Genomic DNA, 20930 nt, shown 5'->3' on the forward strand with positions numbered 1-20930 from the left:
CGGGCGGGCTTGCGCCCGGCGCGGCGGGCCTGGAACAGCGATTTTACCGTCCTTTGCCCCGCCATCGGGGAAAAATCCCGTCTGCCGGGGCGTCCGGCTCAATACGGGCGCGGCGCGGCGACGATGCGGGGTGTCAGGAAGATCAGCAGTTCGGTCTTGTCGCGCACCTTGCTCTGGCTGCGGAAAAGCGCCCCCAGGACCGGGATTTCGCCCAGCAGCGGCACCCGGGTCTCATGGTCATTGTCGGTCTGGGTATAGATGCCGCCGATGACCACGGTGCCGCCGTCCTCGACCTGGACCTTGGTCTTGATGTGCTTGGTGTTGATGGCCAATCCGCCCGGCGTGATGCTGCCCCGGCTGTCCTTGTTGACGTCCACGTCCAGGATCACGTTGCCGTCCGGGGTGATCTGGGGCGTGACTTCCAGCTTCAGGTTGGCTTTCTTGAAGGCAGTGGCGGTGCTGCCATTGCCGGCGGCTTGCTGGTAGGGAATTTCTTCACCCTGCTCGATCAGCGCGGCCTGCTGGTCGGCCGTGATCAGGCGCGGGCTGGAGACGATCTTGCCGCGTCCGTCGGCTTCCAGCGCCGACAGTTCGACGTTGAGGAAGCGCTGGGCCGCCGCATTGAAGAGGGTGAAGGCGAAGCTGCCGGGCGTTGCGCCGCTGAGGGCTTCGGCACGCAGGTCCAGGGCCGGTTCGCGCAGGTACAGGTCGGGCGTGGCCGGCGTCTGGCCGCTGTGCTCGCCGATGGCGGCATAGCCATTGCCCACGGCCGCGCCGCGCGTGGTAGCCGCCAGTCCGAGCTTGACGCCCAGGTTGCGCGAGAAGCTGTCATCGGCCTCGACGATGCGGGCTTCGATCAGGACCTGGCGCGAGGCCACGTCGATCCGCTCGATCAGCTTGCGCACATTGGCCAGCACGGCCAGGGTATCGGTGACCAGCAACTGGTTGGTGTGGTTGTCGATCATGGCGCTGCCCCGGCGCGAGAGCAGGGCATTGCGGCGATTGGCCTGGGTGCTGCCGTCTTCGCCGATGCCCAGGGCCTTGCGCAGGGTATCGGCACGCTGGTAATTGAGCTGGAAGCTCTCGGCGTGCAACGGTTCCAGGTCGGCGATCGTGGCTTTCTGCTCCAGCTCCATCCGTTCGCGCGCCAGCATCTCGTCGCGCGGCGCGATCCACAGCACCTCGCCATGGCGGCGCATTTCCAGGCCCCTGGCCTGCAGGATCAGGTCCAGTACCTGGTCCCAGGGCAGGTCCTTCAGGCGCAGGCTCAACTGGCCCGACACCGTGTCGCTGGCCACGATGTTCACGCCGCTGTGCTCGGCCAGCACCTGCAGGGCGGTGCGCACGTCGATGTTCTGGAAATTCAGCGACAGCCGCTGGCCGCCGTAGCTCTTGCCTTCCGGCAAGCCCGCTGTCGCGCTGCCTGCACTGACCGGCAACACGTCGATCATCAGCCGCTGCCGGCTCTGGTAGGCCTGGTAGCGCCATGGGCCCTGCATTTCCAGCACCAGGCGTGCGCCATCCTGATGGGAAAGAGCACTGTATTGCGTGACTGGCGTGCCCAGTTGCCCGGCCTGCACTTGTCGCCGCAAGGCCAGCGGCACGGTGGCTCCGGCGATGTCGGCAATCAGCCGGCTACCGAGCTGGCGTACTTGTACGGTGTGCTCGCTGCTGCCCATTTCCACGCTCAGGCGCGCCTCACCCAGCGGACCACGGCGCAGGTCCATCGATTGCAGTGCGGCCGGATCGGGCGCGGGACGCAGTGCCATGTCTACCATCAGGCGATCTCCCTCGGCGCGCAGGCGATGTGTGAAGGCCTGCTTGAGCGAGACCTGAAGGCGCAGGCGTTCATCGTCTGCCGCGAGCTGGATGCGCTTGACCAGGCCGCTGCCGGCCATGGTGCGGGTGAGCGCTTCTGCGGCACTGGTCTGGGGCAGATCGAGCACCAGCTGGGGCGGATCGATCAGCTGGAAAGCCTCGACCTGGGCCGGCTCCAACGGATCTTGCAGCCGCAGTTCCAGCGTCGCCCCGTCGCTGCCCGGGTGGACGTGGATGGCCAGCAAGCGGTTGCCGGCTGTGGCGGCCTGGCTCAGCAGCAGGGTGAGCAGGAGCAGGATCATCTTCATGGCGAGACTCCGGGACGAATCAGGCGGCGCCGGGCAACCCGGCCACTGCGGGCAGGCGGGCGCGAAGGCACGAGCGCCAAGGTGCTGGGCGGCGGCAGGGTGGTCATGGCGATGGTCTGCTGCTGGCCGTCATGACCGATGTCGATGGCCTCTTCGCGTACCGCCAGCACGCGGCCCAGGCCACCGGGCAGCGCATCCCCGGCCTGCAATTGCCGGGTTGTGCCCTCCAGTTCGGCGATGGCGATCCAGTCCTGGTCGCGGCGCAGCGTGCCCAGCAGGCGCACGGTGGGAGCGGGCGGTGAGACGGCAATGACGGGCGCCGCAACCTGGGCTGGGCCACGCTCATCGTCGTCATCGTCATGCTCACGAACGCGGACGGCGGTGCGCCTGGACGGGATGGCGGGCGCGACTTCACTGAGCCGGAAGGGATCGGGCAATTCGGCGTGGTCGCCGTTGTCCGCCTCATCGGTGGATGGTTCGGACAGCGCGGCCGGGGCGGGCCGCGCTGCCGATTGCAGTGTTCGCTCGCTCCATGCCCTGGTGGCTTTCACTTCATCGGGATGGTCAACGGCCAGCAGGGCGCCATACACAACGCCCGCCAGCAACAGCGGCAGCGATGCCAGCCAGGGCAGGCTCATGGTGCGGGCTCCTTCGACTCCGTGGGCGAGAGGGGGACGGCCATGGGAGCGCTGACGGTGGCATTCATCTGCAGCACTGCCTGGCCGCCTTGTTCAGTCACGCTGATGTCGAGCCGCTCGAACAGCACCGGCAGGGGCAGGCTGCTCACCAGTTCAACGAAGCGCAGCAGGCCGGCATGGCTGCCGCGCAGCACGATGGTGGCAGCCAGCTTGCCGCTCAAGGGCTTGAAGGATTCCAGCGTCAGCCCGCATTCGCCGGCGCGGCGGGCCAGCTTGGCTTGCAGCAGGTCCGGCTGTGCCTGGTCGGCTGGCCAGATCTGCGCCTGTTGCCCGGCCAGTTGTACGGCCAGCATGCGTTCGCGGGATTGCAGGGACGGCTGCTGCCCCATTTGCGTCAGCGCCGCCTGGTACTGGAGACGCAGATCCTGCTGACGCTGGCGCGCTGCCTGCCGGCCGTCGTCCAGTTCGGCCACGGCCATCAACACGCCGCTGGCGGCGACCAGCAGCACGACCAGCAGCCACAGCACCAGGCGCGCAACCAGCGGCCAGTGGGCGGGATGCGTGCGCCAGCGGGTCTGGCTCACGGTGCGGCTCCCCCGGAGGCAGGCAGGGACGGGGCCAGGGGGATGGCCAGGGTGAAGGAATAGGCGCCGTCTTCGGCCTGCAGCTCATGCAGGGCGCTGCCCTCCAGTCCGGCTGCGGCGAGGGCGGCCGCAAAATCCCGGACTTCCTCGGCGCTGGCGGCCTGGCCCCGTAATTCACCCCGGTCGCCTTGCAGAAGGATGCGTTGCAGGCGGATGCTGCTGCGGCTCGCCTGCGCGGCTTGTGCCGCTGCCCGCAGCAGCAGTCCGGCCTGGTGACGGCGCCGGCCGAGCTGCTGGTGGCTGCTGAGCTGCTTTTCCAGCGCGGCAATCCGGCTGCGCAAGACGGCAGCTTGCTTTGCCTGCGGCGCCAAGGCTTGCAATTTCCCTGTCAGCAGGGCATTGGCCTGCTGCAGGGACGCCGTGTGCAAGACAATGCGCATGCCCGGCAAAGCCGCCAGCGTGACGCCCAACAGCAGGGCGCAGGCGAGCATGCGATAGAAATCCCGTTCACGTGCCCGCCTCCGCTGCGCCGGCGAGCGTGAAAAATCCATGCCGCATCTCATGCCAGTCCCTCCCAGGCCAGGGCCAGTGCCAGGTGATAGTCGGCGGGCATCTGCGCCGCGATCTGCGGTGCGAGCATCAGCGAGAAGGGGGGCGTGGCCACGCGCGCTTCCAGTCCCGCGTATTTGGTGAAGGCGCGTGCAATCGCGGCCAGCGCAGGATGGTCGCCGCTGAGCATCAGCCGGCGCGGCAGCGGCTTGAGCAGCGGCGCGGCCTGGGCCAGCAAGGCCAGGTGGGCCGTGCTGGCGGCCACGGGCGGCATGGCATGGCTGGGACCCTCGCCATGCAGCAGCCACTGGCCGCTACGGTCCAGCCGCAGCACGGCGTTCTGGTCGGCTCGCCTGTCTTCGCGCAGCCAGGCCGCCAGGCAGAGGTCTTCGGGCGCCAGCGTGGCCAGCGGGCGCCCGATGGCAGCGGCCAGGGACAGGCGGTCTTCGATGGCCAGCCGCGAAGCCGCCACGGCCAGCACCTGCTGGTCCAGCCCAGAGCCCGGCTGTGGGCCCAGTTCGCAGTAATCCAGTGCATGGTCATCGGTGCTGATGCCGTGGGCAGCCATCTCGGCGTGCACCTGCTGCAGCCGCTGCACCGGATGGGCCCCGGCCGGCAGCACCAGGCGCTGGCCGATGAGGCAGCGGGCCGGGACGGCCAGCGCCACGGTGGCACGCTCGCAGCCGGGTTGCTCCAGCAGGGAGCGGCAGATCAGGACCAGCGCGTCGAAGTCGGTGATCTGGCCGTTTTGGCAGATCACCCCGCCCGTGAGCCGCTGGGTCACCCGCAGCAGTTGCGCGTGCCGGCCGGTACGGCGCAGCAGCGCCAGGCGCACACGGTCGGGGGCGATGTCCAGGCCCGCGCACAGGCGCGTGGTGCTGCGGCCGAAGAAGAGGGGGAAGCCAGCCATATGCGGTTCTCTTGCAAAGGGAAGCTTCGGATTGTCCGGCTGGCGCGGCGAGGCGGGAATAGAGGAAACTTGAGGAATGTCTGCAAATTCGCAGCAATTCATGCGGCAATGTGCAGCCAATGCCGCACTTCCTGCCTCCTCCCCGGAACCGCCCCATTGTCCTTTGGTCTATTTGCAACACCTGGCCGCGCGACGCCTCTGGGCGAGCCGCTATAATGCGGGCTTGTTTCTTCCACTCCGGCTCTGGCCTGCAGCTTCGGCCTGCTTTAACGCTTAATTCGAATGTCTTCATCTTCCAACGGCGGCGATCAACGCAAACCGGCATCGGCCGAGGCCCCCGCAGAAAAGGCGCCCCGCAAGCGCATGCACTGGTCGCTGCGCATCCTCCTGGGCTTGTTCGGTACCGTGCTGGGCCTGGTGGTGATGGTGCTTTTGGGCGTGACCTTCATCGTCGCCCTGACCTATCCCAAGCTGCCCGATCTCGATACGCTGACCGACTATCGCCCCAAGATCCCGCTGCGCATCTTCTCGGCCGATGGCGTGCTGATCGGCGAATTTGGCGAGGAACGCCGCAACCTGGTCCATTTCAAGGACATCCCGGACATCATGAAGAAGGCCGTGCTGGCCATCGAGGATGACCGTTTCTATGAACACGGCGGCGTCGACTACCAGGGCATCGCCCGCGCTACCTTCTCCAACCTCTCCGGCGGTGGCGGCGGTGCCTCCACCATCACGCAGCAGGTGGCGCGCAACTTCTTCCTGACCAGCAACGAGCCGACCTTCCTGCAGAAGGCGGTGCGCAAGTTCTTCTACGAGATCCCGCTGGCCTGGAAGATCGAGAACAACCTCACCAAGGACCAGATCCTCGAGGTCTACATGAACCAGATCTATCTGGGCCAGCGCGCCTACGGCTTTGCCTCGGCCGCCCAGATCTATTTCGGCAAGCAGCTCAAGGACATCACCATCGCCGAAGCTGCGATGCTGGCCGGCCTGCCCAAGGCACCCTCGGCCTACAACCCGGTGGTCAATCCCAAGCGTGCGCATGCGCGCCAGCAGTACATCCTCCTGCGCATGCGCCAGCTGGGCTACATCACCGAGGTCCAGTACCAGGATGCCAAGGATGAGGAACTGCGCGTCAAGGGCGACAGCTCGGCCTTCGGCATGCATGCTGAATACGTGGCTGAAATGGCGCGCCAGCTGGTCTATGCGCAGTACAAGGACGAGACCTACACGCGCGGCCTGAACGTCTTCACCACCATCACCAAGACCGACCAGGATGCCGCCTACATCGCCCTGCGGCGCGGCATCATCGATTACGAGCGCCGCCACGGCTATCGCGGTCCGGAAGGCTACATGGACCTGCCGGAGAACGCCTCCAAGGAAGTCGTGGAAGATGCGGTCGAAGTGGAACTGGCCGACCACCCCGACAGCGACGACATGGTGGCCGCCGTCGTGCTGGAGGCCAAGCCCAAGGAAATCACCGCCATGCTCTCCACGGGCGAAGAGATCAGCATCTCTGGTGCCGGCCTGGGCTTTGGCGCCAACCTGCTCTCGGACAAGGCACCGCCGCAGAAGAAGATCCGCCGTGGCGCCATCATCCGCGTGTTCCAGGACGGCAACAACTGGATCATCACCCAGATGCCGGAGGTGGAATCAGCCTTCGTCTCGGTCAATTCGCAGGATGGCGCGATCCGTTCGCTGGTGGGCGGCTTCGACTTCAACCGCAACAAGTTCAATCACGTCACCCAGGCCTGGCGCCAGCCGGGTTCGTCCTTCAAGCCCTTCATCTATTCGTCCTCGCTGGAAAAGGGTTTGTCGCCGGCCACCATCATCAATGATGCACCACTGACCTTCACCCAGACCGGTGGCCAGGTGTGGCAACCCAAGAACTATGGCGGCAAGTTCGAAGGCCCGATCTCGATGCGCCGCGCCTTGCAGAAGTCGATCAACCTGGTCTCCATCCGCATCCTGGAGCGCGTGGGCGTGAAGTATGCGCAGGAATACATCACCCGCTTCGGTTTCGATGCCGACAAGAACCCGCCCTACCTGACCCTGGCGCTGGGTGCGGGCAACGTGACGCCCTTGCAGATGGTGGGCGCGTATTCGGTGTTCGCCAACGGCGGCTACAAGATCAATCCCTACCTGATCACCAAGGTCACCGACAGCAATGGTGAAGTCCTCTCGCAGGCCAAGCCGGCCACTGCCGACGATGAATCCAACCGCGTCATCGATGCGCGCAATGCCTTCATCATGGACAGCATGCTGCGCGACGTGGTGCGCCATGGCACGGCGGTCAAGGCGCTGTCCCTGAAGCGCACCGACCTGGCCGGCAAAACCGGTACCACCAACGATTCCATGGATGCCTGGTTCGCCGGCTACCAGCCCGGACTCACCGCCATTGCCTGGATCGGCTACGACCAGCCCAAGAGCCTGGGCGACCGCGAAACCGGTGGCGGCCTGGCCTTGCCGGTGTGGATCAGCTACATGTCCAAGGTCCTCAAGGACGTGCCCAATGTGGATCGCAAGGTACCGGACGGCGTGATCGAATCGGGCGGCGAGTACTACTATGCCGAGTTCCCGCCCAGCGCCATGGTGCGTGACCTGGGCATGGGCGACCACGGCGGGATGACGCCGGAAGAAGAAAAGGCCAAGACGCAGATGAAGAACGAATTGTTCTGATGCTATAAAAAATATAAAAGGTTTATATCGTTTATATTTTTGACGGCTGCGTCCTCCAGCGAAAAAACCGCCTGTTGCAAGACAGGCGGTTTTTTCATGGGCATGCGTGGCGTGGGCGTGCGTTTTTTCAGTCCTTGCCGGACACCGCATGGCTGATGCTGCGCATGGCCAGCATGGTCAGCACCTCATCCTGTTCCACCCCATAGTCGCTGAGCTTGACGATGACCGTGCGCGTGGCCGGATTGACGTAGATGTACTGGCCGAATACGCCGATGGCCGCGAAATCGCGGTCATCGGCATTGCCCGGCGGAATCCACCAGCCATCGTGGTAGTCCAGGGCATTGCCGTTGTTGACCGGCTGGCGCGGCTCGGCCGCCCACGCGGGGCTGACGATCTGCTGGCCGCCGATTCGTCCGCCATGCAGATACAGCAAGCCCAGGCGGGCGAAGTCGCGGGCGGTGGTGTTGAGGCAGCAGAAGGCTTTTTCCACCCCGTGCTGGCGGCTGTCGACGCTCCAGCTGGCATCCTCCTCCATGCCCAGCGGTTCCCACAGGGCTTGCTGGGCGAAGTCGGACAGGCGCATGCCGGTCGCGCGCGCCAGCACGCGCGAGAGCACCAGCGTATCGACGCTGCGGTATTCGAAGCGCGAACCGGGCGCAAAGCGCAGCCCGCTGCGGCGCGCGATGAATCGGTGCAGGTCGGTGCTGACGAACATGCGCACCACCGGCGAGGCCAGCGAACCGCCGTAGTTTTCCTCCACGTCGATGCCCGAGCGCATGTCCAGCAACTGGCCGATGGTGATGTTGGCGTAGGCCGGTGAAATCTCGTCGCTCTTGAGATAGCGGCCGATGGGATCGTTGAGCGAGCCGATCTTGCCCTGCTTCAGCGCCACGCCGGTCAGGGCCGAGACGAAGGACTTGGAGACCGAGAACGAGGTGAAGCGCGAATGGGCGTCATAGCCATCGATGTAGCGCTCGTAGATCACGCTGCCATCCTGGATCACCACGAAGGCGTGGGCCGCCGTGCCCTTGATGAAATCGAGCAGGGGCAGGCGCTTGCCCTCTTTCCACGGCACGTCGAGGTCCAGCGCACGCAACGCCGTGGGCAGCGGCTGCGGATGCGAGGAGCGTGCAATCGGATTGGAGTCGAAGACCTTGTAGCTCTGGCTGCGTGGGGTCAGGTCGAATTGCAGGTCGACCAGGGTCGGCAGGCTGGGCAGGTCGGCGATGCGCCGGCCGATCTCGGCGCCGGCCAGCAGCACCAGCAGCGCGGCGGCGCAGCGGGCCAGCAGGGTGGTGGTGCGGGCGTGGGGCATGAGGCTCGTTCTTGGAATGGTGAGCCTATTGTGCCCGATTACCCGGCGCTTTTGCGCGCCGCGTACTGCTGGTAGCCGCGTGCGCGCAGTTCGCAGGCCGGGCACTTGCCGCAGCCATGGCCCCAGTCATGCAGCTGGCCGCGTTCGCCCAGGTAGCAGGTATGGGTGTCGGCGCGGATCAGGTCCACCAGCGGCGCGCCGCCCAGCGATTCGGCCAGGGCCCAGGTCTGGGCCTTGTCGATCCACATCAGCGGCGTTTCCACTTTCAGTTGCGTAGCCATGCCCAGGTTCAGCGCTACTTGCAGGGCTTTCATGGTGTCGTCGCGGCAATCGGGATAGCCGGAGAAATCGGTCTCGCACATGCCGCCCACCAGCACGTTCAGACCACGGCGATAGGCCAGGGTGGCGGCCACGGTCATGAACAGCAGGTTGCGGCCGGGCACGAAAGTATTGGGCAGGCCATTGTCCTGCATGGCGATTTCGACGTCGCGGGTCAGGGCCGTGTCGGAAATCTTGCCGATCAGCGAGAGGTCGATCATGTGGTCCTCGCCCAAACGCGCCTGCCATTCGGGCGAGAAGGCTTTCATCTTTTCCAGCAGGGCCGGGCGGACTTCCAGTTCGATGGCATGGCGCTGGCCGTAGTCGAAGCCGATGGTTTCCACGCGCTGGTAGCGCGACAGCGCCCAGGCCAGGCAGGTGGTGGAATCCTGGCCGCCGGAGAAGAGCACCAGGGCGCTCTGGGTGTTCAGGGTGGGGGCGATGGCGGGAGTAGCGGACATGGACGGGCTCGACACGTAAACACGTAATGGGGAGAATGGATTCGCAAAAATCGGCGCGGGGCCGGGCGGCATCGCTGCCAGCCCAGGCCCCGCGCGTTCAACAGCGGCTAGCTTAGTTGGTTTTCTTGACCGAATCCAGCACCTGCTCGATATAGTCGCCATTGGGATCGGTGAACTTCAGGCGCACCGGATACCACTCCATCTTGGGCGCCAGCCAGATATCGAGCTTCTGGGCCTGGTCATCCGGCGGCGGATTGCGGAACACGTGCAGGGCTTCGGTCTCGCCTTGGGCGGTGCTGACCTTTTCACGGCCGATCACCTTGAAGGTCCACTGCTCGGCATCGCGCGGACCGGCCACGAAGAATTTCCATTCCGAACCCGGCTTCATCTTGGCCGCATTGGCGCGCGCAATGGCGACGAACTGCCAGGTGATGCCGGTACGGTCCTGCTCGCCGCCCTGCAGCGGAAAGCTGTCTGCCGATTCGGTGAAGGTGATCTTGTTCTGTTCGCGGTTGAAGGTGGTGGTGGTCGGTTCGCGGCGCAGGCGCTTTTCGACGAAGCGCGACGGGGCCAGGCCATAGGCATCGATGGCGCCTTCACTGCTGGTTTCCAGGATCTTGCCCAGCAGCATGGCACGGGTCTCGGTGTTGACGCTGTAGGCGGTCTTGCTCTGGGTCCACTTCACCAGCCCTTCGCCCTTGAGGTCGAGGCCGCTTTGCTTGGCGCTGATGGCGTAATGCAGCTCGGCCGAGGGCGGCAGGTTGTAGGGGCGTTTTTCCACCGGATGTGGGCCGTCGGCGGCCAGGGCGGGGGCGTTCGCCAGCAGGGCGGCCAGCGGCAGCGCAGCGAGGGTGGTCAGGAGGCGATATGAAAGTTGTTTCATGGCGGATTCTTCGTGTTGGTCTCTATCGGGTCTTTGGCGGCGAGGCAGGGTTTGGCCGTATGAAGGAATACGACCAAAATGCCGGAAGACGGTTCTGCCGGTTTGCCGCGCAATTGTGCGCAATTGTTTCCGATTTTGACAGGACTTGCAGAATCGGCCCTGAATTGCCCTCATGCGCCCGGCGTTTTGAGGTCCGACAGGTCCAGCTGGGTGTAGTCGCCGTTGGGGCGCAGGTCGGTATAGCGCACCCGCACCGGATACCACTCATGCTGGGGGGCCAGCCAGATATCCACGCGATCGTCATAGGAGCCGGGCTTGGGCATGCGCACCAGGTGCCAGGTCTGCACGTGGCCGACGGGCAGGGTGATGTCCTCTTGCCCGAGCACCTGCACGCGCCAGATTTCGCCATCGCGCACCCCGGCCACGAACAGGTCGATCACCGTGCCGGGCTGGAACTGCGCGGCATCGCCCCGGCCGATGGCGGCCAGCTGCCAGATCAGGCTGGCGCGGTCCTGTTCGCCGCCGTGGCGCGGGTAGCGCGTGGTGGAGGCGGAAAAACTGACCTCATTGCGCTCGCGGTTGAAGTGGGTATTGGTGGCGGACTTGAAGCCCTTCTGTTCCGTGTAGAGCTCCGGCGAGACGCCCCAGGCATCGAGTTCGCCCACGCTGGTGAAATTGAGCAGTGTAAAGAATAGCGCCTTGGCCTTGCCCTCGACACGATAGTGGCTGCCTTCGTTGGTCCAGGCGATGCTGCCGCGGCCGTAGGCGGGCTGCTGGTCCTTGGTGCCGGTGACGTCGTATTCCAGCAAGACGCTGGGCGGGGCACTGGTCTGGTATTGTTTGCCGGGGGCCGCGTCCTGGCCATCGCTGCTGCCGGTGCCGGGGGCGCTGCCTGTCCCTTCGCCGCTCCCCTGCGCAGCCTGGCTGCTGCCATTGGCGGGCGCTGCAGGAGCAGCCGCTTGCGGTGCTTCAGGTGCAGGTGTGGTGATGCGCTCGACGGTTTCGCGGATCGGTTCGTCGGGTGGTTCGACCGAGGGCTCGGGCGTGCGGCGGGGGGCCGGGGCGGGATGGCTGCGGGAGATCGCCGGTCTGGCCGGTTTGGGCTGCACCGGCAGCGCAACCGGCTGCTCGGGCGGCGGCACCGGATGCAGTTCGACGGTGAGGGTGGGCGTCGGTGCATCGGTCTGGCCCGGCACGATGATGTGGCGCCGGCCCCAGTCCACCAGCAGGGCGTGAAGCGCCAGGCTCAATGCAATCAGGATCAGCAGGCGCGGCCAGCGCCGGGTGGGACGGGAAACTTCGCTCATGCCCGCCAGTGTATCGGATCAGGTGCGCGCCGTCGTGCGGGCGCACCTCAAAGGAAGGCCAATTCAAACAACGTACAATGCGCTTTTTGCCGTTGCCCTTTGCAGATCGATGAACCTGTCCCTGTCTTCCCGCCTGCCTTTGCGCATGTTGTCGGCCGCCCTGATGGTGCTGGCCGCTGTTTCCACCTCCGCTGCTCCCTTGCCACCCGTGCGCATCGGCATGATCGATGGCCTCTCCGGTCCCTTTGCCAATGCCGGTGAAGCGGTGGTGCGCAACATCAGCTATGCCATCGAGCGCGTCAATGCGCGTGGCGGCGTGAGCCTGCCCGATGGCAAGCACCTGTTGCAGCTCTCCACCTTCGACAACAAGCTGGGCGTGGAAGACTCGCTGGTGCAGTTTCGCCAGCTGACCGATGAGCGCATCCCCTTCCTGATCGAAGGCAACAGTTCAGCCGTCGCCGCTGCACTCATCGATGCGGTCAACAAGCACAACCAGCGCGAACCGGATCATCGCGTGCTGTTCCTCAATTATTCGGCGGTCGATCCCGCGCTGACCAATGAGAAATGCAGCTTCTGGCATTTCCGTTTCGATGCCAGCGCCGACATGCGCATGCAGGCCCTGACCGAAGCCATCAAGGCCGATCCCGCCACCAGGAAGGTCTACCTGATCGGCCAGGACTACAGCTTCGGCCGCCAGGTGGCCAAGGCGGCGCGCGAGCAGCTGGCGGCCAAGCGGCCCGACATCGCCATCGTCGGCGATGAGCTGCACCCCATCGGCAAGATCAAGGATTTCGCGCCCTACATCGCCAAGATGCGCAGCGCCGGGGCCGATGCCGTCATCACCGGCAACTGGGGCAATGACTTGACGCTCTTGGTGAAGGCTGCGCGCGATGCCGGTTTCAAGGCCAAGTTCTATACCTTCTATGCCAATAGTCTCGGTGCGCCGGCTGCCATTGGCGACGCCGGTGTGGGCGTGGTGCGCGCGGTGGCCGAGTGGCATCCCAATGCGGGGGGGAATCCCGGTTCGCCCAGCGATGCCTACTACCAGGAGTTCCGCAAGCGCTACCCGCAGCCCAAGGATGATTACCTCTACCTGCGCATGCAGGTGATGATCGACATGCTGGTCAAGGCCATCGAAAAAGCCAAGACTACCGATCCCAAGGCGGTTGCATATGCCCTGGAAGGCGCGCATTATCAGAATGCCTTCCACGAGGCGAGCATGCGGGCCGAGGATCACCAGCTGATCCAGCCGCTCTACCTGATGCAGATGCAGCGCGCCGACAGCGGCGGCATCCGTTTCGACAATGAGGGCAGCGGCTTCGGATTCCGCACCGAGCGCTTCATCCCGGCCGAGCAGACCGCACTGCCGAGCACTTGCCGGATGCAGCGGCCGCCTCGCTGACAACGACACCACAACGACAGGAGCGATCAATGCTGAATCATGACCAGATGCCGGGCGCAGGCTCGGTAGCCGATACCCTCGATTTCATGAAGAAGATGTGGAGCAGCATGGGCGCGCCCGCCATGGCCACGCCCTCGCTGTCGGTGGAGGACATCAACAAGAAGATCGCTGACCTGAAGACCGTGGCCTCCTGGCTGGAGCTGAACCTGAACATGTTGAAGGCCACCATCCAGACGCTGGAAGTGCAGAGCGCCACCCTCTCCACGCTGCAGGCCATGAGCGAGATCATGGCCTCGCGCGGTGCCCCGGAAGCGCCATCGCAGGCCGATGAGGAAGACCGCCCGGCGCCGGCTTTCCCCTTCGGCTTCCCGATGTGGCCGGGTGCAGGCGGCAAGCCGGAGGAGGCGGGTGAAGAAGAGGAAGAGCCGCACGCCGATGCTGCCGATGCGCCTGATGTTGCAGAGGAGCAAGCTTCCTCGCCGCATGCCGAATCCGGACCCGAACCCGTCGCTGAAGAGGAGAGCGCAGCGCCGCCGCCCCCCGATCTGCAATCGGCCATCGCCAACCCCAATGCCTGGTGGAACGTCTTGCAGGAGCAGTTCAAGCACGCCGTCGGCAATGCCCTGGCCGGCAGCCTGCCCGAGCAGGAACCGCTGCTCAAACCGGCCAAGCCGCCCAAGGCTGCCAAGGCCCCCAAGCCCGCCAGGGCGCCCAAACGTAGCGAAAATAAGACAGTTGCCCCGAAGCCCAAGGCTGGCCCGAAAGCCAAGCCGGCCGGGGCTTCCAAGCCGGCCAAGGGAGCCAGGCCGGCGGCGGCCAAGCCAGCGCCCAAGAAAGCGCCCAAGCGTGCGGAAAATACGAGCGCGCCGGTCAGGACGGCTGTTGTACAATCCGGGCAAAACAAGAAGCCAGCCTCCCGCAAGCCAACTTCCCCCTGATCCTCGCCATGGCAGAGCCTTGCCCCGGGCGCGAATGCGCCGGGGCCTCTGTCATATTGCTGAAACCTGGGCGTTTTAGGATGGGGCAGGAAAATCTTGTTAAAATCAAACACTTAACGCATATAGGCACACACAGAGATGCTGTACCCAGAATTGTTCAAATCGCTAGAGCAGGTCCGTTGGAATATGGATAAGGATATTCCCTGGGACAAGTTCGACGCTTCCTTGCTCACCGACGAACAGGCGCAGACCATCCGCATGAACGCGATCACGGAATGGTCGGCCCTGCCCGCCACCGAGATGTTCCTGCGCGACAATCGCGGGGACAGCGATTTTTCGGCATTCATGTCGGTATGGTTCTTCGAGGAACAGAAGCACTCGCTGGTGCTGATGGAATACCTGCGCCGCTTCCGTCCGGACCTGTGCCCGACCGAAGAAGAGCTGCACAACGTGCGCTTCGAGTTCGATCCCGCCCCGCCGCTGGAAACCCTGATGCTGCACTTCTGCGGCGAGATCCGCCTGAACCACTGGTACCGCTGTGCCGCTGACTGGCACACCGAGCCGGTCATCAAGCAGATCTACAAGATCATCAGCCAGGATGAAGCCCGCCACGGCGGCGCCTACCTGCGCTACATGAAGAAGGCCCTGAACGAAGTGGGCGACAAGGCCCGCGCGGCCTTCGCCAAGATCGGCGTGCTGATGGCCTCGGCCCGCCGCACCGAAAAGCCGCTGCACCCGACCAACCTGCACGTGAACCAGGCGCTGTTCCCCAACGACACCGTGCAAAGCCGCCTGCCCGATCCGGAATGGCTGGAACGCTGGCTGGACAGCCAGATCAAGTTCGACGGCGAATGGGAAAAGAAGGTCGTCGACCGCATCCTGCACAACATGTCGCTGCTGTTCGAACGTACCTTCAGCAACGTCCAGGAGCTGAACCGCTACCGCAAGGAAGTGACCCAGCGCCTCATGCCGGCTGGCGCAGCCGCAGCCTGATCGGGGAAAATCCTTCACAGGCAGTACAATCGCAAAGCCGCAACCTGTTTGGTTGCGGCTTTTTTCATCCCGCAACGATCCCGATCAATATGGCCGACTTCGAATCCAAACTCTGCACCCGCGACGAACTCCAGCAGCGCGTGGCCCAATTGCCCAAGCCGGTGGTGATGACCAATGGCGTCTTCGACATCCTGCATCGCGGCCACGTGACCTACCTGGCGCAAGCCCGCGCCCAGGGTGCCTCGCTGGTGGTGGCGACCAATACCGATGCGTCGGTGAAGCGCCTGGGCAAGGGCGATGACCGGCCCATCAACACCTGCGAAGACCGCATGGCGGTGCTGGCCGCCCTGGAGTCGGTCTCGCTGGTGGTGCCTTTCGATGAAGACACGGCGCTGGAAGCCGTGCAGCAGGCGCGTCCGGAGATCTACGTCAAGGGCGGCGACTACGACATGCACGCCATTCGCGAAGGCCAGGCCGTGGCGGCCTATGGCGGCCAGGTGCTGGCGATCGCCTTCGAGCATGACCGCTCCACCACCAAGCTGCTGGCCAAGGTGCGCAAGCTGGCGGGCTGATCCGCTCCCCCAAACGGCAAGGCCGGCAGGAGCATGGATCGCTCGCTGCCGGCCTTGCCGTTTCCAGGTTCGGCGCCGCGCGCCGGCCTGCATCAGTGATGCATGTGACCCTTCATGTCCTTCATGTCATCCATGCCCGCTGCCGGGGCATTGCGGTCCTCGACGTTGAAGGTCACCTCGACCTTGCCGGCCTTCTCGAAGGTCAGCGTGGCCGGCACCTTGTCGCCCGCCTGCAGCGGCTTGGACAGGCCCATCAGCATGATGTGGTAGCCGTTGCCCGGCTGCATGGCGATCTTCTGGCCGGGTTTGACCTCCAGTCCGCCATTGAGCTCGCGCATCTTCATGACGTTGCCTTCCATGGCCATGGTGTGGATTTCACCCGACTTGGCCACGGGCGAAGACACGGCGATCAGGCGATCCGGCGTGCTGCCCTTGTTCTCGATGCTGATGTAGGCACCTGCGGCCGGCTGGCCGGGCACGGTCGCGCGGGCATAAGGATGGCCGATTTCCAGCTGGCCCAGCTTGTATTCATGGGCCTGCGACAGCGGGGCTGCGCAAAGCAGGGCGGAAGCCATGGCCAGAGCGGCCGGGATTTTGACAAAATGCTTCATATATAGGATTCCTGGTTGTCTCGTTCATGTCTGGAATGCGGGCTCGCGGCCCGCAGTGGTCGGTGCAAAGGCGCCAGGGACGGCGCTGTTCAGGCAGGGGGCGCGCGGGCCCGGGGCGATCCTGGCGCCAGGCTGGCCGAGCGCACTCGTGTGACGGCGCGCGCCAGCGGATAGCTGATGCCGGGCAAGACGGTGGTATCGAAGAAGGCAGACGCCGGCGCCGGCGAAGCCGCATGGCTGCCGCAGCACAGCGGGCAGTGGCTGGCCGCCAGGTGCGCCGGGGCATTCGCGGGCGTGCCGCCACCCACGCTGCAGATGGCCATGGCGGGAATGTCCCGTAGCGTGCGCGCGGCGGCCTGCTGCCACCAGGGCGCGGCCACCATCGCCAGCACCAGCATCAGGCTGGCCCACACTTGCGCCCGCAGCCAGGGGCGGCAGGGCGCAGGTCGCGTGGAAGAGGGGCGCAGGCGGGAAGACATGGGGCCAGATTATAGCAACCGGCCCCTCGTTTGCCCTGCGCCAGGCTTGATGCCGATCAGGGTGTGTTCACCAATGCGAGTGCCCCGTCTGGCCTGCCATGGCGGCGGCCGGGCGCGTCCTCATGCAAATTGATTGTTCACATGCGCTAGGCTAGACTTAGCGTCTTTTCAGGATTTCGGGTATTTCATTCACATTTTTGCAAGGGAGACTGCATGTCCTACCACCCCAAGCTGACACTGCGCGCCATGGTTGCCGCCCTGTCCCTGGCTGCCGTCTGTGCGGCCCCGGCCATGGCTGCCGACAAGTCGGTCGCGGTGACCGCCATCGTCGAGCACCCGGCCCTGGACGCCATCCGTGACGGCGTGAAGGACGAGTTGAAGGAAGAAGGCTTCGAAGCCGGCAAGAACCTGAAGTGGGAATACCAGAGCGCCCAGGGCAACACCGGCACCGCCGCCCAGATCGCCCGCAAGTTCGTCGGTGACAAGCCCGACGCCATCGTGGCCATCGCCACCCCTTCGGCCCAGGCCGTGGTGGCGGCCACCAAGAGCATCCCGGTGGTCTATTCCGGCGTGACCGATCCGGTGGCCGCGCAACTGGTGAAGGACTGGAAAGCCTCCGGTACCAACGTCACCGGTGTGTCCGACCTGCTGGAACTGGACAAGCAAGTCGACCTGATCAAGCGCGTCGTGCCCAATGCCAAGCGCGTGGGCATGGTCTACAACCCGGGTGAAGCCAACTCGGCCGTGGTGGTCAAGGCCTTGAAGGAACTGCTGGCCAAGTCCGGCATGACGCTGGTGGAAGCCGCTGCGCCCCGTTCGGTGGACGTCGGTTCGGCCGCCAAGAGCCTGATCGGCAAGGTCGACGTGATCTACACCAACACCGACAACAACGTGGTCTCGGCCTATGAAGCGCTGGTCAAGGTCGGCAACGACGCCAAGATCCCGCTGGTGGCCTCCGACACCGATAGCGTCAAGCGTGGCGCCATCGCCGCCCTGGGTGTGAACTACTACGACCTGGGCCGCCAGACCGGCAAGGTGGTCGGCCGCATCCTCAAGGGTGAAAAGCCCGGCGACATCGCCTCGGCCACCAGCAGCAAGCTGGAATTGTTCGTCAACACCGCCGCCGCGCAGAAGCAGGGTGTCACCCTGTCGCCGGAGCTGGTGAATTCGGCCAAGACCGTCATCAAGCAATAAACCGAGCCCGGTAGTGAAGATCCCGCTGCGACGCGGGATCTTCTTTATCCGGCGGCAGCATCGTATCAAGCGTTTGCCCATACCCATAACGGGCCCGGTCGAGAGGAACGCCGAGGCCTGACTACCATGAATGAGGAGAGGACCATGTTTGCAGTATCCAAGTCATTGCGCGCCATCGCCGGTGCGCTGGCGCTGAGCGCCATCTGTGCATCGGCCCTGGCGGCCGAGAAGGTGGTGGCCATCACTTCCTTCGTCGAACACCCGGCCCTGGACGCCGTGCGCGACGGCACCAAGGACGAACTGATCGCCGAAGGCTTCGAGCCCGGCAAGAATTTGAAGTGGGATTTCCAGAGCGCCCAGGCCAATGCCGGCACCGCCGGCCAGATCGCCAAGAAGTTCGTGGGTGACAATCCGGACGTGATCGTCGCCATCGGCACCCCCTCGGCGCAGCCGATGGTGGCCGCCACCAAGACCATCCCCATCGTCTATTCGGCCATCGCCGATCCCATGGCCGCGCAGTTGGTCAAGGACTGGAAGCCCTCCGGCACCAACGTGACCGGCCTGTCGCACATGCTGGATCCGGTCAAGCAGGTCGAGATCATCAAGCGCGTCGTGCCCGAGGCCAAGCGCGTGGGGGTGGTTTACAATCCGGGCGAAGCCAATTCCGTGTCGGCCCTCAACAACCTCAAGGGTGAGCTGCAGAAAGCCGGCCTGACCCTGGTGGAAGCTGCCGCGCCCCGTTCGGTGGACGTCGCTCCGGCCGCCAAGAGCCTGATCGGCAAGATCGACGTGATGTACACCACCACCGACAACAACGTGGTCTCGGTCTTCGAGTCGCTGGCCAAGGTTTGCAATGATGCCAAGATCCCGCTGATCGCGTCGGACACCGGCAGCGTCAAGCGCGGTGCGGTGGCCGCCCTGGGTGTGAATTTCTACGACATGGGCCGCCAGACCGGCAAGGTCGTGGCCCGTATCCTGAAGGGCGAGAAGGCTGGCGAGATCGCCTCTTCGCCGGTGAAGAACCTGGAGCTGTACGTCAATACCTCGGCGGCGCAAAAGCAGGGCGTCACCCTGTCGCCGGAGTTCCTGAAGTCGGCCACCAAGGTGCTCAACTAAGCATGACCGCAGTCTGATCCGTCGGCCATGCACCGCCGGCGCCGCACCACCCGTGCAGCGCCGGCGCCACGCAGAAGACATTCGGCATCGGCGTACCGCGCCGTGCCGAATGTGTTTTTTTTAGAAAGTCCTTTTATGTCGCTGTATACCCTCCTGGGCGCGCTGGAGATCGGCCTGATCTTCAGTCTGGTGGCCCTCGGCGTGCTGATCTCCTTCCGCATCCTGGTGTTCCCTGACCTGACCGTCGATGGCAGCTTCCCGCTGGGCGGCGCGGTTGCCGCCACCATGATCGCGGCGGGCTACAATCCCTTCCTCGCCACCTTCGTGGCCCTGCTGGCCGGGGCGCTGGCCGGTTTCATCACCGCCTGGCTCAACGTACGGCTCAAGATCATGGACCTGCTGGCCAGTATCCTGATGATGATCGCGCTGTACTCGATCAACCTGCGCGTGATGGGCAAGCCCAACGTGCCGCTCATTTCCGAACCGACCATCTTCACCATCCTGCAGCCGGACTGGATTCCCGATTACGTCGGCCGTCCGCTGATCCTGCTGGTGGTGGTGACCGCCGCCAAGCTGCTGCTGGACTGGTTCTTCTCTTCCGAGATCGGCCTGGCCATGCGCGCTACCGGCGCCAACGCCCGCATGGCGCGCGCCCAGGGCATCGCCACCGGCCGCGCCACGCTGGCCGGCATGGCGCTGGCCAATGCGCTGGTGGCACTGGCCGGTGCGTTGTTTGCGCAGACCCAGGGCGGTTCCGACATCTCGATGGGCATCGGTACCATCGTCATCGGCCTGGCGGCCGTCATCATCGGCGAGAACATCCTGCCGGCGCGCCGCCTGGTGTGGACTACGCTGGCGGTGATCCTGGGGGCGATCCTGTATCGCTTCTTCATCGCGCTGGCGCTCAACAGCGACTTCATCGGCCTGCAGGCGCAGGACCTGAACCTGGTCACCGCCGTGCTGGTGATGCTGGCGCTGGTGCTGCCCATGGGCAAGCGCAAGCTCAAACTGCTGAGAAAGGGAGCCTGACATGTTGAAAGCCACCGATCTCAAGATCACCTTCAATCCCGGCACCCCCATCGAGAACCCGGCCCTGCGCGGCCTCTCGCTGGAAATCCCGACCGGCCAGTTCGTGGCCGTGATCGGCTCCAATGGTGCGGGCAAGTCCACTTTCCTCAATGCGATCTCCGGTGACCTGCTGGTCGATACCGGCAAGATCGAGATCGACGGTACCGACGTCACCCGCAAGCAGGCCTGGGATCGCGCCGGCATGGTGGCGCGCGTGTTCCAGGACCCGATGGCCGGCACCTGCGAGGCGTTGACCATCGAAGAGAACATGGCCCTGGCGATGGCGCGTGGCCGTCGTCGTGGTTTCAATTTCGCCATTCGCGGCAAGATGCGCGAGCTGTTCCGCGAGAAGCTGGCGATCCTCAACCTGGGGCTGGAGAATCGCCTGACCGACCGCATCGGCCTGCTCTCGGGCGGCCAGCGCCAGGCGGTGAGCCTGTTGATGGCCTCGCTGCAGCCGTCGCGCATCCTGCTGCTGGATGAGCACACGGCCGCGCTGGATCCCAAGACGGCGGCCTTTGTGCTGGAGCTGACGGCCAAGATCGTCTCGGAGGCCAAGCTGACCACCATGATGGTGACCCACAGCATGCGCCAGGCGCTGGACTACGGCGACCGCACCGTGATGCTTCACCAGGGCCGCGTGGTGCTGGACGTGTCCGGTCCGGAACGCGCCGGGCTGGATGTGCCGGACCTGCTGAAGATGTTCGAGCAGACGCGCGGGGAGAAGCTGTCGGATGATGCTCTCCTGCTGGGCTGACCCGGCGTCATCACGACACCAGCGAAAACG

Annotated in this window: 20 protein-coding genes; 9 read left to right on the plus strand and 11 right to left on the minus strand. The window is 65.0% G+C overall.

Translation table 11 applies throughout. From position 1 onward, the window contains the following. Window positions 1-98: 98 nt before the first annotated feature. From ACVC5H_RS04005 to pilM, 5 genes are all read right to left on the minus strand, one after another. The gene (locus ACVC5H_RS04005) at window positions 99-2126 is read right to left on the minus strand and encodes a type IV pilus secretin PilQ (protein ID WP_489621117.1); all 2028 of its coding nucleotides are present in this window, start codon (window positions 2124-2126) and stop codon (window positions 99-101) included. Continuing rightward, window positions 2123-2764 carry a hypothetical protein gene (locus tag ACVC5H_RS04010; RefSeq protein ID WP_489621118.1) on the minus strand — a complete coding sequence of 214 codons (642 nt, stop codon included), beginning with the start codon at window positions 2762-2764 and terminating at the stop codon, window positions 2123-2125. Before ACVC5H_RS04010 ends, ACVC5H_RS04005 begins: the two co-directional genes overlap by 4 nt. After that, entirely contained in the window at window positions 2761-3348 is a 588-nt protein-coding gene (locus tag ACVC5H_RS04015; RefSeq protein ID WP_489621119.1) for a hypothetical protein, read from the minus strand. The genes ACVC5H_RS04010 and ACVC5H_RS04015 overlap by 4 nt, the downstream gene beginning before the upstream one ends. Then, the gene (locus ACVC5H_RS04020) at window positions 3345-3839 is read right to left on the minus strand and encodes a pilus assembly protein (RefSeq protein WP_489621120.1); all 495 of its coding nucleotides are present in this window, start codon (window positions 3837-3839) and stop codon (window positions 3345-3347) included. Before ACVC5H_RS04020 ends, ACVC5H_RS04015 begins: the two co-directional genes overlap by 4 nt. A gap of 68 nt (window positions 3840-3907) precedes the next feature. Continuing rightward, window positions 3908-4807: a type IV pilus biogenesis protein PilM gene (gene pilM / locus ACVC5H_RS04025; protein ID WP_489621121.1), complete on the minus strand. Its 900-nt coding sequence runs from the start codon at window positions 4805-4807 to the stop codon at window positions 3908-3910. Between the two features lie 363 nt (window positions 4808-5170). Between pilM and ACVC5H_RS04030 the strand changes: the two genes are divergently transcribed. Then, window positions 5171-7486: a penicillin-binding protein 1A gene (locus ACVC5H_RS04030; protein ID WP_489622647.1), complete on the plus strand. Its 2316-nt coding sequence runs from the start codon at window positions 5171-5173 to the stop codon at window positions 7484-7486. Between the two features lie 127 nt (window positions 7487-7613). Here the strand turns inward: ACVC5H_RS04030 and ACVC5H_RS04035 are convergent, their stop codons facing one another. The 4 genes from ACVC5H_RS04035 to ACVC5H_RS04050 all read right to left on the minus strand — a co-directional run bounded on the left by ACVC5H_RS04035 (window position 7614) and on the right by ACVC5H_RS04050 (window position 11770). Next, the gene (locus tag ACVC5H_RS04035; RefSeq protein WP_489621122.1) at window positions 7614-8801 is read right to left on the minus strand and encodes a serine hydrolase domain-containing protein; all 1188 of its coding nucleotides are present in this window, start codon (window positions 8799-8801) and stop codon (window positions 7614-7616) included. A gap of 38 nt (window positions 8802-8839) precedes the next feature. Further along, on the minus strand, window positions 8840-9580 hold the full coding sequence (gene queC / locus ACVC5H_RS04040; protein ID WP_489621123.1) for a 7-cyano-7-deazaguanine synthase QueC: 741 nt from the start codon (window positions 9578-9580) through the stop codon (window positions 8840-8842). A gap of 112 nt (window positions 9581-9692) precedes the next feature. Next, a complete protein-coding gene (locus ACVC5H_RS04045; protein ID WP_489621124.1) occupies window positions 9693-10463 on the minus strand; it encodes a DUF3108 domain-containing protein in 771 nt (256 codons plus the stop codon). A 170-nt stretch (window positions 10464-10633) separates the two neighbouring features. Then, window positions 10634-11770, minus strand: a complete 1137-nt coding sequence (locus ACVC5H_RS04050) for a DUF3108 domain-containing protein (RefSeq protein WP_489621125.1) — start codon at window positions 11768-11770, stop codon at window positions 10634-10636. A 109-nt stretch (window positions 11771-11879) separates the two neighbouring features. Here ACVC5H_RS04050 and ACVC5H_RS04055 point away from each other — a divergent pair, with 109 nt between their 5' ends. From ACVC5H_RS04055 to rfaE2, 4 genes are all read left to right on the plus strand, one after another. After that, entirely contained in the window at window positions 11880-13172 is a 1293-nt protein-coding gene (locus ACVC5H_RS04055; RefSeq protein ID WP_489621126.1) for a branched-chain amino acid ABC transporter substrate-binding protein, read from the plus strand. A 29-nt stretch (window positions 13173-13201) separates the two neighbouring features. Beyond that, window positions 13202-14110, plus strand: a complete 909-nt coding sequence (locus tag ACVC5H_RS04060; protein ID WP_489621127.1) for a PhaM family polyhydroxyalkanoate granule multifunctional regulatory protein — start codon at window positions 13202-13204, stop codon at window positions 14108-14110. A 138-nt stretch (window positions 14111-14248) separates the two neighbouring features. Further along, complete coding sequence (locus ACVC5H_RS04065) at window positions 14249-15103, plus strand: ferritin family protein (protein ID WP_338716731.1); 855 nt, start codon at window positions 14249-14251, stop codon at window positions 15101-15103. 89 nt (window positions 15104-15192) lie between these two features. Next, entirely contained in the window at window positions 15193-15675 is a 483-nt protein-coding gene (rfaE2, locus tag ACVC5H_RS04070; RefSeq protein WP_489621128.1) for a D-glycero-beta-D-manno-heptose 1-phosphate adenylyltransferase, read from the plus strand. A 92-nt stretch (window positions 15676-15767) separates the two neighbouring features. On the opposite strand, the gene ACVC5H_RS04075 is transcribed toward rfaE2, so the two are convergent. Further along, window positions 15768-16286, minus strand: coding sequence for a copper chaperone PCu(A)C (locus ACVC5H_RS04075; protein WP_489621129.1), 519 nt, complete (start codon window positions 16284-16286; stop codon window positions 15768-15770). Between the two features lie 89 nt (window positions 16287-16375). Next, window positions 16376-16765 (minus strand): DUF2946 family protein, encoded by a 390-nt coding sequence (locus ACVC5H_RS04080; RefSeq protein ID WP_489621130.1) that lies wholly within the window; start codon window positions 16763-16765, stop codon window positions 16376-16378. A gap of 213 nt (window positions 16766-16978) precedes the next feature. Here ACVC5H_RS04080 and ACVC5H_RS04085 point away from each other — a divergent pair, with 213 nt between their 5' ends. The 4 genes from ACVC5H_RS04085 to ACVC5H_RS04100 all read left to right on the plus strand — a co-directional run bounded on the left by ACVC5H_RS04085 (window position 16979) and on the right by ACVC5H_RS04100 (window position 20900). After that, window positions 16979-17959 (plus strand): ABC transporter substrate-binding protein, encoded by a 981-nt coding sequence (locus tag ACVC5H_RS04085; protein WP_489621131.1) that lies wholly within the window; start codon window positions 16979-16981, stop codon window positions 17957-17959. A 144-nt stretch (window positions 17960-18103) separates the two neighbouring features. Beyond that, the gene (locus tag ACVC5H_RS04090) at window positions 18104-19075 is read left to right on the plus strand and encodes an ABC transporter substrate-binding protein (RefSeq protein WP_489621132.1); all 972 of its coding nucleotides are present in this window, start codon (window positions 18104-18106) and stop codon (window positions 19073-19075) included. A 135-nt stretch (window positions 19076-19210) separates the two neighbouring features. Beyond that, the gene (locus tag ACVC5H_RS04095) at window positions 19211-20104 is read left to right on the plus strand and encodes an ABC transporter permease (protein WP_171940746.1); all 894 of its coding nucleotides are present in this window, start codon (window positions 19211-19213) and stop codon (window positions 20102-20104) included. 1 nt (window position 20105) lies between these two features. After that, window positions 20106-20900 (plus strand): ABC transporter ATP-binding protein, encoded by a 795-nt coding sequence (locus ACVC5H_RS04100; protein WP_034331301.1) that lies wholly within the window; start codon window positions 20106-20108, stop codon window positions 20898-20900. Window positions 20901-20930 lie beyond the last annotated feature (30 nt).

The organism is Herbaspirillum sp. Her3 (assembly GCF_057961275.1).